Raw genomic sequence first — 13146 nt, 5'->3', positions numbered from 1 at the left:
CATCTGCCCATGATCCATATCCCGAAATCGGAATACAGCCGTCGCCGCAAGGCCTTGATGGCGCAGATGGAACCCAACAGCATCGCCATCCTGCCCGCCGCCGCAGTGGCCATCCGCAACCGCGATGTCGAGCACGTTTACCGTCAGGACAGCGATTTCCAGTACCTGAGCGGTTTTCCCGAACCTCAGGCCGTGCTGGTGTTGATGCCGGGGCGATTGCACGGTGAGTACATCCTGTTCTGCCGCGAACGCAACGCCGAGCGCGAGTTGTGGGACGGCCTGCGTGCCGGGCAGGAAGGCGCGATTCGCGACTTCGGCGCCGACGACGCCTTTCCGATCACTGACATCGACGACATCCTGCCAGGCCTGATCGAGGGTCGTGACCGGGTGTATTCGGCCATGGGCAGCAACCCGGAATTCGACCGGCATCTGATGGAGTGGATCAACGTGATTCGCTCCAAAGCCAATCTTGGCGCCCAGCCACCGAACGAATACGTTGCCCTGGATCATTTGCTTCACGACATGCGCCTGTATAAATCAGCGGCAGAAGTGAAAGTGATGCGCGAAGCTGCGCGGATTTCCGCCCAGGCCCACGTGCGTGCGATGCAGGCCAGCCGTGCCGGGTTGCACGAATTCAGCCTGGAAGCCGAGCTTGATTACGAATTCCGCAAGGGCGGGGCGAAGATGCCGGCCTACGGTTCGATCGTTGCGGCGGGGCGCAACAGTTGCATCCTGCATTACCAACAGAATGACGCGGTGCTCAAGGACGGCGATCTGGTGTTGATCGACGCCGGGTGCGAAATTGACTGCTACGCCAGCGATATCACGCGCACCTGGCCGGTCAACGGCAAGTATTCCGCGGAACAGAAGGCCATTTACGAATTGGTGCTGGCGGCGCAGGAAGCGGCGTTTGCCGAGATCGCCCCGAACAAGCACTGGAATCAGGCCCACGAGGCCACGGTCCGGGTGATTACTGCCGGTCTGGTCGAGTTGGGGCTGCTGCAGGGCGATGTCGACGAACTGATTGCCAGCGAAGCCTACAAGGCGTTTTACATGCACCGTGCCGGGCACTGGCTGGGCATGGATGTGCATGACGTCGGCGAATACAAAGTCGGCGGCGAATGGCGCGTGCTGGAGGTCGGCATGGCGCTGACCGTGGAACCGGGGATTTACATCGCCCCGGATAACCAGAGCGTGGCAAAGAAATGGCGTGGCATTGGCGTGCGCATCGAGGACGACGTGGTGGTGACCAGAAGCGGCTGTGAAATCCTGACCAAAGGCGTGCCGAAAACGGTCGCCGAGATCGAGGCCCTGATGGCCGAAGCACGGACACAAGCGGCATGAGTCGAGTCAACCTGGCGATTATCGGTGGTGGCCTGGTCGGCGCCAGCCTGGCGTTGGCCTTGCAGGCCGGGGCCAAGGCCCGTGGCTGGAAGATCCTGTTGATCGAGCCTTTCGCTCCCGGTCACACCTGGCAACCCAGCTACGACGCGCGCTCCACGGCGTTGTCCTTTGGTGCCCGGCAGATTTATCTGCGTTTGGGCGTGTGGCAGGAGATTTCCCGCCGCGCCGAGCCGATCAAACAGATTCACGTCTCCGACCGTGGGCGCTTTTCCACGGCGCGGCTGTCGGCGATGGAAGAGGGCGTTCCCGCGCTGGGTTACGTGGTGGAAAACGCCTGGCTCGGGCAATGCCTGTGGCAAGGCCTGGACACTGACGTGGTCAGTTGGCGCTGCCCGGCGGAAGTCACGCGCATGGAGCCGCTGACCGATGGCTATCGCCTGACCCTCAATGACGAAACCACTCTGGAGTGCGACCTGGCTGTGCTCGCTGACGGCGGCCGCTCCGGCCTGCGCGAGCAGTTGGGCATCGGCGTCAAGAAACGCCCGTACAACCAGAGTGCGCTGATCGCCAACATTACGCCGAGCGAAGCCCATAACGGCATGGCATTCGAGCGCTTCACCGACGATGGACCGATGGCGTTGCTGCCGCTGCAGGATAACCGTTGTGCGCTGGTCTGGACTCGCCAGGGCATGGACGCGCAAAGGCTGGCCGCCCTCGATGAACGCAGTTTTCTCAGTGAATTGCAGGGTGTGTTCGGCTATCGCCTCGGCACCCTGAAGCAGGTCGGCGCCCGGCATCTGTATCCGCTGTCGCTGGTGGAGGCCGAAGAGCAGGTGCGCCCGCATCTGGCGATTCTCGGCAACGCCGCTCACAGCCTGCATCCGATTGCCGGCCAGGGTTTCAACCTGTCTCTGCGCGATGCCCAGGCGTTGGCCGATGCGTTGCTCGCCAGCGAACAGGTGCTGGGGGATTTCGCGACCTTGCAGGCCTACCGCGAACGCCAGCGCCTGGATCAGAACCTCACCGTGGGCTTCTCCGATCAGGTCACGCGCTTGTTCGGCAGCACTCAGCCGTTGGTTTCCATGGGCCGTAACCTGGGCCTGCTGGGCCTCGATCTGTTGCCACCGGCCAAGCGCTGGTTCGCCCGGCAGGCCATGGGCCTGGGTACGCGTCCCGATGTTTAAGTGGCTGACCCAACAATTCGGCAAGGCGCGGCTGATGCGCTGGTTCATGGGCCTCTATCCGCCGTACCTCGGTGCCGGGGTTCGAGTGCGGCACATCAGCGATGACTTTCGCGACATCCAGGTGTCCATGGGGTTGAGCTGGTACAACCGCAATTACGTCGGCACCCAGTTCGGTGGCAGCCTGTATTCGATGGTCGACCCATTCTTCATGTTGATGCTCATGGAAAACCTCGGGCGCGACTACATCGTCTGGGACAAGGCCGCCGACATCGATTTCATCGCGCCGGGCAAAGGCACGGTGTATGCCCGTTTCAACATCGACGACACCTTGCTCGACGAGATCCGTCGGCAGACCGCGGGTGGCGAAAAGTACCTGCCGCAATTGCAGGTCGATATTCACGACGGTGCTGGCCATCTGGTGGCGCGCGTCGGAAAAACCCTTTACGTGCGGCTCAAGCCGCAAGCGAGACAGGCTTAAAGCATGGAAATGCGCGCAGATCTGCTGATTGTCGGAGCCGGAATGGTCGGCAGCGCCCTGGCGCTGGCGTTGCAGGACAGCGGGCTGGAAGTCCTGTTGCTGGACGGCAGTCCTTTGAGTGTCAAACCCTTTGACGTCCAGGCACCGTTCGAACCGCGAGTCAGTGCCTTGTCTGCCGCCAGTCAGCGGATTCTCGAGCGGCTGGGTGTGTGGGACGGCATCGTCAGTCGCCGCAGCAGTCCTTATAGCGACATGCAGGTCTGGGATGGCAGTGGCACCGGGCAAATCCACTTCTCGGCCGCCAGCGTGCATGCCGAGGTACTGGGCCATATCGTCGAGAACCGCGTGGTTCAGGACGCCTTGCTCGAACGTTTGCACGACTGCGACCTGGGCATGCTGGCTAACGCTCGTCTGGAACAAATGCGCCGCTCTGGCGACGACTGGCTGCTAACCCTGGCCGATGGCCGTACCCTGCGCGCGCCCTTGGTGATCGCGGCGGATGGCGCCAATTCGGCGGTGCGGCGCCTGACCGGTGTCGCGACGCGCGAGTGGGATTATATGCACCATGCGATCGTCACCAGTGTGCGCAGCTCAAAACCTCATCAAACGACCGCCTGGCAGCGCTTTACCGACAATGGCCCGTTGGCGTTCCTGCCGCTGGAACGGGACGGTCAGCAGGATTGGTGTTCGATCGTCTGGTCGACCACGCCGAGCGAAGCCGAACAGCTGATGGCGCTGGATGACGAAGGCTTTTGTCGCGCGCTGGAGCGGGCCTTTGAGGGCCGGCTCGGCACCGTGCTCAGCGCCGACCCGCGCCTGTGCGTACCCCTGCGTCAGCGCCATGCCAAGCGATACGTCGCTGAGGGCCTGGCGTTGATCGGCGACGCGGCCCATACCATTCACCCGTTGGCCGGGCAGGGCGTGAACCTCGGGTTTCTCGATGCCGCCGTGCTGGCCGAAGTGCTGCTGCAAGCGTCGAGCCGGGGTGAGCGCCTGGCGGATGTGAAAGTGCTGAGTCGTTACGAGCGCCGGCGAATGCCTCACAACCTGGCGCTGATGGCGGCGATGGAAGGGTTTGAGCGCTTGTTCCAGGCCGATCCGTTGCCTGTGCGCTGGTTGCGTAATGCCGGGTTGAAAATGGTCGAGCAGATGCCCGAGGCCAAGGCGTTGTTCGTGCGCGAGGCCCTTGGTTTGACCGGGGACTTGCCGGCGCTGGCCAAGGCCTGAGATTTTTACCGAGGCTAATGGCCCCATCGCGAGCAAGCTCGCGATGGGGCCAGAACATCCACCGTGGATTTCCTGCGGTGCAACATCTGGTAACTCCTCCGCAAACTGTTCGATTGAGAAGCTAAATGTGAGTCCTTATCATTTGGCCTCACTTTTTCAATCGAGAGACTGCTCCCATGTTGGCACCAAAGCGTCTATTGACCGCACTGGCCCTGACCCTGATAGGCAGCACCGCCGCCCAGGCTGCCGACGAGGTAGTGGTCTACTCCTCGCGTATCGATGAGCTGATCAAACCGGTGTTCGATGCCTACACCGCGAAAACCGGGGTCAAGGTGAAGTTCATCACCGACAAGGAAGCACCGCTGATGCAGCGGATCAAGGCCGAGGGCGAGAACGCCACCGCCGACCTGCTGCTGACCGTCGACGCCGGCAACCTCTGGCAAGCCGAGCAGATGGGCATCCTCCAGCCGTTCACCTCGAAAACCATCGATGCCAACATCCCGCCTCAGTACCGCGCATCGTCACACGCCTGGACCGGCCTGAGCCTGCGGGCGCGGACCATCGCCTATTCCACCGAGCGTGTGAAACCGGGTGAATTGACCACCTACGAAGCCCTGGCCGACAAGAACTGGGAAGGTCGCCTGTGCCTGCGCACGGCGAAGAAGGTCTACAACCAGTCCCTGACCGCCACCCTGATCGAAGTGCACGGCGCCGAGAAAACCGAGAAGATCCTCAAGGGCTGGGTCAACAACCTGTCCACCGACGTGTTCTCCGACGATGTCGCGGTGCTGGAGGCCATCAACGCCGGTCAGTGCGACGTCGGCATCGTCAATACCTACTACTACGGACGTCTGCACAAACAGAAACCTGATCTGCCGGTAAAACTGTTCTGGCCGAACCAGGCGGATCGAGGCGTGCACGTCAATCTGTCCGGCATCGGTCTGACCAGGCATGCCCCGCATCCGGAAGCCGCCAAGGCGCTGGTGGAGTGGATGACCACGCCTGAGGCACAGAAAATCTTCGCCGACGTCAACCAGGAGTTTCCGGCAAACCCCGCCGTACAGCCATCGGCTGAAGTCGCTGCTTGGGGTCAGTTCGTGGCCGATACCTTGCCGGTGGAAGTCGCCGGCAAGCGTCAGGCCGAAGCGATTCGCATGATGGATCGCGCTGGCTGGAACTGAGTTGTGGCGAGAGAGCATGCTCCCGCTGGGCTGCGAAGCAGCCCTGATGGCGCCAGACGGATCATGATCAAGATGATCTGATAACCTTTGCGGCCGCTACGCCCGGGCGCTGATCGGCCGGCGAGAGCAAGCTTCCTCGCCACACATTGGCGCCACTGTCGAATGACGGTGGCTCCCATCATTCTAGAGATCTTCCTTGGCCCATCCCGCCCAACGCCGCTGGTACCCGCTGGTCTTCGCCATTGCTGCGCTGGTCCTGCTGCCCCTGAGCGTTTTGCTGCTTTCCTGGCAAACCATCGACCAGCAGATCTGGTCCCACCTGTGGGACACGCAGATGTCACGCTTGCTGGGCAACACGGTGACGCTGGTGCTTGGCGTCGGTATCGGCGTCACGTTGTTGGGCGTGAGCCTGGCCTGGCTCACCAGCCTCTGCGAATTCCCCGGCCGGCGTTGGCTGGATTGGGCACTGATGCTGCCATTTGCGATTCCGGCCTATGTGCTGGCGTTCGTTTTCGTCGGGCTGCTGGATTTCGCCGGCCCCGTGCAAACCCTGCTGCGCGAGTGGTTCGGAACGGGCATGCGCTTGCCTCGGGTGCGTTCCACGGGCGGGGTGATTCTGGTTTTGGTGCTGGTCTTTTATCCCTACGTTTATCTGCTGGCACGTACGGCGTTCCTGGCTCAGGGCAAGGGCTTGATGGAAGCGGCACGCGTCCTCGGGCAATCGCCCTGGCAGGCATTCTGGCGGGTGGCGTTGCCCATGGCGCGACCTGCCATCGGCGCGGGTGTGGCGTTGGCACTGATGGAAACCCTGGCGGATTTCGGCGCGGTGTCAGTGTTCAACTTCGACACCTTCACCACGGCGATCTACAAGACCTGGTACGGGTTTTTCAGCCTCTCCACCGCCACGCAACTGGCCAGCCTGTTGCTGTTGGTGGTCATGGTGGTGCTGTACGGCGAGCGTCGCGCGCGGGGCGCCAACCGGGCGAGCAATGAACGGCCACGAGTCAAGGCCTTGTATCACCTGCGAGGTTTCAAAGCGCTGCTGGCCATGAGTTGGTGTGGGCTGGTCTTTGCCTGTGCCTTCGTCATTCCGATGCTGCAATTGCTGGTGTGGTTCTGGCAGCGTGGGCGCTTCGATCTGGATGAGCGGTACGCCGGGCTGATCGTCCACACCTTGTACCTGGGCGCCATGGCAGCGCTGATCACGGTCAGTGTCGCTCTGGTGTTGGCATTCGCCCGGCGCCTGGCGCCCACCCAAGGGATCCGTGCCGGGGTCAGTCTGGCCAACCTGGGCTACGCCTTGCCCGGTTCGGTGCTGGCGGTGTCGATCATGCTGGCGTTCAGTTACCTGGACCGCGAGCTGGTGATTCCGCTGTCCGCATGGCTGGGCGGGGCCGGCAAGCCGCTGCTGCTGGGCAGTCTGTCGGCGTTGTTGCTGGCGTATCTGGTGCGCTTCATTGCCGTGGCCTATGGGCCGCTGGAAAGCAGTCTGGCGCGTATACGGCCTTCTTTGCCCGAAGCGGCACGTAGCCTTGGCGTCAGTGGGCCACGACTGTTTTTCAAGGTGTATCTGCCGTTGCTGCTGCCCGGCTCGTTGAGCGCGGCACTGCTGGTCTTTGTCGACGTGCTCAAGGAAATGCCCGCGACCCTGCTGATGCGCCCGTTTGGCTGGGATACGCTGGCGGTACGGATCTTTGAAATGACCAGCGAGGGTGAGTGGGCGAGGGCATCTTTACCGGCGTTGACCCTGGTATTGGTAGGGCTGCTACCGGTCATCGGATTGATACGACGTTCGGCACATCGAAACAGCTAGGTGTCAGTCCTACACCTTGCAGCTACAATGCGCGGCATTCGGTGCGGTCCGTCTGACAGACAAGGTAGTGAAAATCGGCTGGAAGCCTTTTGTTTCAAGGCTTTCACTCAAATAGACACTCAACCGCGCCTTCGCCACGCCCGGAAGGAGAAACCCATGGGACAGCGTACGCCTCTGTATGACCTTCATCTCGCTCTCGGCGCGAAGATGGTCGATTTTGGCGGTTGGGATATGCCTCTGCATTATGGATCGCAGGTCGAGGAACACCACCAGGTGCGCCGCGATTGCGGTGTGTTCGATGTATCCCACATGACCGTGATCGATGTCGGCGGCTCCCAGGCCAAGGCCTGGCTTCAGCATTTGCTGACCAATGACGTCGAACGTTTGCACAGCGCGGGCCGTGCCTTGTACAGCGCCATGCTCAACGAGCAAGGTGGCATCGTCGACGACATGATCGTGTATCGCCTCGACGACGGTTATCGCCTGGTGGTCAATGCCTCTACCCGCAATCAGGATCTGGCGTGGATGCAGGCCCATCTCGACGGCTTCGATGTAAAGCTCAGCGAACGTTCCGAAATGGCGATGCTGGCCATTCAAGGTCCCCACGCCAGGCACAAAGTGGCCGAGCTGGTGACCCAGTCCCGTGGCAACCTCATCCAGCTACTCAAACCCTTCGAAGGGCACCCCGACGGTGACTGGTTCATCGCGCGCACCGGTTATACCGGTGAAGACGGCCTGGAGATCATCTTGCCAGCCAATCAGGCGCCAGGATTCTTCAATGATCTGGTCGGCGCGGGCATTTCCCCGATTGGCCTTGGCGCTCGGGATACCTTGCGGGTCGAGGCCGGGATGAATCTTTACGGGCAGGACATCGATCTGGTGGTTTCGCCGCTGACGTCCAACATGGCCTGGAGCATCGCCTGGGAACCGGCCAGTCGCCAATTCATCGGTCGCACGGCTTTGGAAGCCGAGCAGAGCGGCGGCATACAGCACAAACTGGTCGGTCTGGTGCTTGAGGAGCGCGGGGTTTTACGCGCTCATCAAGTCGTCCGTATCGCCGATGTTGGCGAAGGGGAGATCACCAGTGGTAGTTTCTCTCCTACGCTTAGCAAGTCGATTGCACTGGCGCGCGTGCCGATGGCAACTGCCGACCGCGCAGAAGTGGAAATCCGTGGCAAGTGGTACCCGGTCCGAGTGGTCAAACCGACCTTCGTACGCCATGGCAAAACCTTGATTTAACCTATTCTGGCGGCATCGACCGCTGACAATTCCTGAGGATACAGAACATGAGCGATATCCCTGCCGACCTGCGTTTTGCCGAAAGTCACGAATGGGCACGCCTGGAAGCCGATGGCACCGTCACCGTGGGCATCAGCGATCACGCGCAGGAAGCGCTGGGTGATGTGGTGTTCGTTGAGCTGACCGAAGTCGGAAAAGTCTTTGCTGCCGGTGATCAATCCGGTGTGGTGGAATCGGTAAAAGCCGCGTCCGACATCTACTCCCCGGTTGCCGGTGAAGTGATCGCGATCAACGAAGAGCTGAGCGCCTCGCCAGAGCTGCTGAACTCCGACCCGTACGGCGCATGGATCTTCAAACTCAAGCCAGGCAACGCCGCTGACCTGGACAAGCTGCTCGACGCAGCGGGCTACAAGGCCGCCATCGGCGAGTAAGGTGCACCCCGCAGGAGCCGGCAACCCGGCTCCTGCGGGGGTGGACTCAAGGCTTGAGCACGGCTTTGACCGCTGCCACCGAGCGTTCGACGTCCGCTTTGGTCATCGCCGTAAACATCGGCAGCGAGACAATCAAGCGTCCCACCCGTTCGGCTGTCGGGAACATCCCCTCCTTGAAACCGCGCTCGCGGTAAAGACTCAGCAAGTGAATCGGCGGGTAGTGATAGCCGATACCGATACCCAATGCCTGCATCTGTTCCATGAAAGTGGCTCGGGCCGGTTTGCCATCCTGGCGTTCAGGCAATACCAGCTGGAACAAATGCCAGTTACTGTTCTCGAAGTCCGCCGGAGGGAGTTGTGCCCCGTACTGCGCTTCAAAATCTTCGCCAAAGCAACTGAAGTAGTGTTTGGCCAGTTCGCGCCGATGCGCGGTGATCGCTTCGAGATGGGCGAATTGCCCCAAGCCAATGGCCGCTGCGACATCGGTCATGTTGAACTTGCCGCCCAGCACATCGACATCCAGGCCATCAAAGCCGCTGCGCGTAACGCCCTGCAAGCGGTATTTTTCTGCCAGCTTCACTTCTTCGGCATTGTTCAGCACCAGGCAGCCGCCCTCCGACGAGGTGACGTTCTTGTTTGCCTGAAAGCTGAAGGAAACGAAGTCGCCGGTCGCGCCGATGCGCTGGCCTTTCCAGCTTGAGCCCAACGCTTGCGCCGCGTCTTCGATGATCCGCAGGCCATGCTTGTGTGCCAGGGCGTACAGGCGAGTCATGTCCACGGGCAAGCCAGCCAAATACACCGGGATGATGGCTTTGGTGCGTGGGGTGATCGCGGCTTCCACCTGATCCAGATCGATATTGCGGGTCACCGGGTCGATATCGGCGAACACCGGTGTGGCGCCGACTTCCAGAATGACGTTGGCGGTGGCGACCCAGGAAATCGGGGTGGTGATCACTTCGTCACCCGCTCCGATGCCGGCGATGCGCAAGGCGATTTCCATGGTGCAGGTGCCGGAGTTGAACGTGCGCACCGGGCGTCCGCCAAAGTACTCCGACAGTTGCGCTTCAAAGGCCTGAACCTTGGGGCCGCTGGTAATCCAGCCCGAACGCAGGACCTCACCGACGGCCGCGATGGTGGCTTCGTCGATAGTGGGTTTGGAGAAGGGCAGGAAAGGCAGTTGGCTCATAAAAACAGGGACCTCATCAGCGGATATTGGGTACGCGACGAGCATGATGATCCGTAATGCCCGGCGGCGCCATGCTCTCCGTGTTGGCGCTGGCTGCTATGCTGGTTTGACCGTGTTGCATCGACGCTGAGCGCCAGTCCAGAGAGAGCCCGTCATGTCCCAGTTGCCGTCCCTGAGTCAGTTACGCGATCCCAATGCCTTCCTTCGCCGTCACCTCGGGCCGGATGCCGCCGAGCAACAGGCGATGCTCGACAGCCTCGGCCTCGGCAGTCGGGTCGAGTTGATCGAGCAAACGGTGCCGCCGGGTATTCGCCTGAACCGGATGCTCGACCTGCCGCCTGCCCTCGATGAAGAGGCCGCGCTGGCCAAGCTGCGGGGCTACGCTGAGCAGAACCAGGTCTGGACCAGCCTGATCGGCATGGGCTATCACGGCACGCTCACACCCACCGTCATTCTGCGCAACGTGCTGGAAAATCCCGGCTGGTACACCGCGTACACGCCTTATCAGCCGGAAATTGCCCAGGGACGTCTCGAAGCGTTGTTGAATTTCCAGCAACTGACCATCGACCTCACGGGCCTTGAGCTGGCCAATGCCTCGTTACTCGACGAAGCCACGGCGGCAGCGGAAGCCATGGCCTTGGCCAAACGGGTGGCCAAGTCCAAGAGCAATGTGTTCTTCGTCGACGAAAACTGTCATCCGCAGACCATTTCCGTGGTGCAGACCCGCGCCGAAGGTTTTGGATTCGAGCTGGTCATCGGCCCTGTGGATAACTTGCAGCAGCACCACGTGTTCGGTGCGCTGTTGCAATATCCCGATACTCACGGCGAGATTCGCGATCTGCGACCCTTGATTGATCACCTGCATGCCCAGCACGCATTGGCGTGTGTTGCTGCCGATCTGTTGAGTCTGTTGTTGCTGACCCCGCCGGGGGAGCTGGGCGCGGACGTGGTGTTCGGCTCATCCCAGCGTTTCGGCGTGCCCATGGGCTACGGCGGGCCTCACGCCGCTTTTTTTGCCAGCCGCGACGAATACAAACGTGCGATACCCGGGCGGATCATCGGTGTGTCGAAGGACGCGCGTGGCAACGTGGCCCTGCGCATGGCGCTGCAGACCCGTGAGCAACATATCCGCCGGGAGAAGGCCAACTCGAACATCTGTACGGCCCAGGTGCTGCTGGCCAATATCGCCAGTTTCTACGCGGTCTATCATGGCCCTGAAGGGCTGAAGCGGATTGCCCAGCGCGTGCACCGCCTGACCTGCATCCTCGCCGCCGGCCTTGAGCGCAAGGGCCTGACCCGGGTCAATCAGCACTTCTTCGACACCCTGACCCTGGACGTCGGCGGCACCCAGACTGCAATCATCGAAAGCGCCCAGGCTGCGCAGATCAATGTGCGCATTCTGGGGCGCGGGCGATTGGGCCTAAGCCTGGACGAAACCTCTGACGAAGCCACGGTGGCGAAACTGTTCGATGTGTTCCTGGGCGTCGACCATGGGTTCAACATCGAAGAACTGGACGCCGAAACCCTGAGCCCCGGCATTCCGGGGGCGCTGGCGCGCACCTCGCCTTATCTGCGCCATCCGGTATTCAACGCCCATCACAGCGAAACCGAGATGCTGCGCTACCTCAAGCAGCTGGAAAACAAAGACCTGGCGCTCAATCAATCGATGATCCCGTTGGGCTCCTGCACCATGAAACTCAATGCCACCAGCGAGATGATCCCGATTACCTGGCCGCAATTCGCCAATCTGCATCCGTTCGCACCGAAAGAGCAGGCAGCCGGTTATGCGCTGATGATCGAAGAACTGGAGCGTTGGCTGTGCGCGATCACCGGTTTCGATGCGATCTGCATGCAACCCAACTCCGGTGCACAGGGCGAGTACGCCGGGTTGCTGGCCATCCGCAAATACCACGAGAGCCGGCATCAGGGGGCTCGGGACATCTGCCTGATTCCGTCTTCCGCTCATGGCACCAACCCGGCTTCGGCGCAGATGGCCGGGATGCGTGTGGTCATTGTCGAGTGCGACGAGGCGGGCAACGTTGATCTGGATGACTTGAAAGACAAAGCGGCGCAGGCCGGGGACAAACTTGCCTGCCTGATGGCGACTTATCCTTCGACCCATGGTGTGTACGAGGAAGGCATCAGCGAGATCTGTGAAGTGATCCACAGCCATGGCGGCCAGGTCTACATGGACGGCGCCAACCTCAATGCCCAGGTCGGGCTGGCCCGTCCGGCGGACATTGGTGCGGATGTGTCACACATGAACCTGCACAAAACCTTCTGCATTCCCCACGGCGGCGGCGGGCCCGGCATGGGGCCGATTGGCGTGCGCGCGCATCTGGCACCCTTTGTGGCCAATCACCCGGTGGTGCCGATCGACGGGCCGCTGCCGCAGAACGGTGCCGTCAGTGCCGCACCTTGGGGCAGCGCGAGCATTCTGCCGATCAGCTGGATGTACATCGCCATGATGGGGCCGCAACTGGCGGACGCCAGTGAAGTGGCGATCCTCGCCGCGAATTACCTGGCGCAACACCTGTCCGGGGCGTTCCCGGTGCTCTACACCGGGCGCAACGAGCGGGTGGCCCACGAATGCATTCTTGACCTGCGCCCCCTCAAGGCGCTGACCGGTATCAGCGAAGAGGACGTGGCCAAGCGCCTGATGGACTATGGCTTCCATGCGCCGACCATGTCGTTCCCGGTGCCAGGTACCTTGATGGTCGAACCCACCGAAAGTGAATCGAAGGCAGAACTGGACCGCTTTATCGGAGCAATGCTGAGCATTCGCGCGGAAATTACCGAGGTGCAGAACGGCAACTGGCCGGCCGAGGACAACCCGTTGAAACGTGCGCCGCATACCCTGGCCGACATCACCGGTGTCTGGGAGCGGCCTTACAGCATCGAACAGGCGGTTACACCGGACGCCCACACCAAGGCCCACAAGTATTGGCCGGTGGTAAACCGGGTGGACAATGTCTACGGCGACCGAAACCTGTTTTGTGCCTGTGTGCCGCTGGATGAGTACCGTTGAAATACCGGTCACTCCTGACCCTTCAGGGGTTTGCA

General features: G+C 61.5%; 10 protein-coding genes. 9 read left to right on the top strand and 1 reads right to left on the bottom strand.

Translation table 11 applies throughout. The features are described 5' to 3' along the window. The first annotated feature begins 9 nt into the window (after positions 1-9). The 8 genes from pepP to gcvH all read left to right on the top strand — a co-directional run bounded on the left by pepP (position 10) and on the right by gcvH (position 8897). Entirely contained in the window at positions 10-1344 is a 1335-nt protein-coding gene (gene pepP, locus GQ39_RS23785) for a Xaa-Pro aminopeptidase (protein ID WP_047534788.1), read from the top strand. After that, positions 1341-2528 carry a 2-octaprenyl-6-methoxyphenyl hydroxylase gene (ubiH, locus tag GQ39_RS23780; RefSeq protein ID WP_047534786.1) on the top strand — a complete coding sequence of 396 codons (1188 nt, stop codon included), beginning with the start codon at positions 1341-1343 and terminating at the stop codon, positions 2526-2528. The genes pepP and ubiH overlap by 4 nt, the downstream gene beginning before the upstream one ends. After that, complete coding sequence (locus GQ39_RS23775) at positions 2521-3006, top strand: DUF4442 domain-containing protein (protein ID WP_047534783.1); 486 nt, start codon at positions 2521-2523, stop codon at positions 3004-3006. The genes ubiH and GQ39_RS23775 overlap by 8 nt, the downstream gene beginning before the upstream one ends. A gap of 9 nt (positions 3007-3015) precedes the next feature. Further along, entirely contained in the window at positions 3016-4233 is a 1218-nt protein-coding gene (locus tag GQ39_RS23770; protein WP_177329367.1) for a 2-octaprenyl-3-methyl-6-methoxy-1,4-benzoquinol hydroxylase, read from the top strand. A gap of 176 nt (positions 4234-4409) precedes the next feature. Continuing rightward, positions 4410-5414 carry an extracellular solute-binding protein gene (locus GQ39_RS23765; protein WP_047534780.1) on the top strand — a complete coding sequence of 335 codons (1005 nt, stop codon included), beginning with the start codon at positions 4410-4412 and terminating at the stop codon, positions 5412-5414. Positions 5415-5610: 196 nt separating this feature from the next. Then, positions 5611-7227, top strand: a complete 1617-nt coding sequence (locus GQ39_RS23760) for an ABC transporter permease (RefSeq protein ID WP_047534779.1) — start codon at positions 5611-5613, stop codon at positions 7225-7227. Positions 7228-7383: 156 nt separating this feature from the next. Then, positions 7384-8466, top strand: coding sequence for a glycine cleavage system aminomethyltransferase GcvT (gene gcvT / locus GQ39_RS23755; protein ID WP_047534777.1), 1083 nt, complete (start codon positions 7384-7386; stop codon positions 8464-8466). 47 nt (positions 8467-8513) lie between these two features. Further along, positions 8514-8897, top strand: coding sequence for a glycine cleavage system protein GcvH (gene gcvH / locus GQ39_RS23750; protein ID WP_047534776.1), 384 nt, complete (start codon positions 8514-8516; stop codon positions 8895-8897). A gap of 46 nt (positions 8898-8943) precedes the next feature. On the opposite strand, the gene GQ39_RS23745 is transcribed toward gcvH, so the two are convergent. After that, complete coding sequence (locus GQ39_RS23745; RefSeq protein WP_047534775.1) at positions 8944-10083, bottom strand: DegT/DnrJ/EryC1/StrS family aminotransferase; 1140 nt, start codon at positions 10081-10083, stop codon at positions 8944-8946. A 154-nt stretch (positions 10084-10237) separates the two neighbouring features. On the opposite strand from GQ39_RS23745, the gene gcvP reads away from it, so the two are divergent. Further along, entirely contained in the window at positions 10238-13111 is a 2874-nt protein-coding gene (gene gcvP, locus GQ39_RS23740) for an aminomethyl-transferring glycine dehydrogenase (protein WP_047534774.1), read from the top strand. Positions 13112-13146 lie beyond the last annotated feature (35 nt).

Source organism: Pseudomonas sp. 11/12A, assembly GCF_000800055.1.
Taxonomy (GTDB): Bacteria; Pseudomonadota; Gammaproteobacteria; order Pseudomonadales; family Pseudomonadaceae; genus Aquipseudomonas; species Aquipseudomonas mohnii.
Note: the sequence above shows the minus strand (reverse complement) of the source record. Positions and strands in the feature narration are given on the sequence as shown.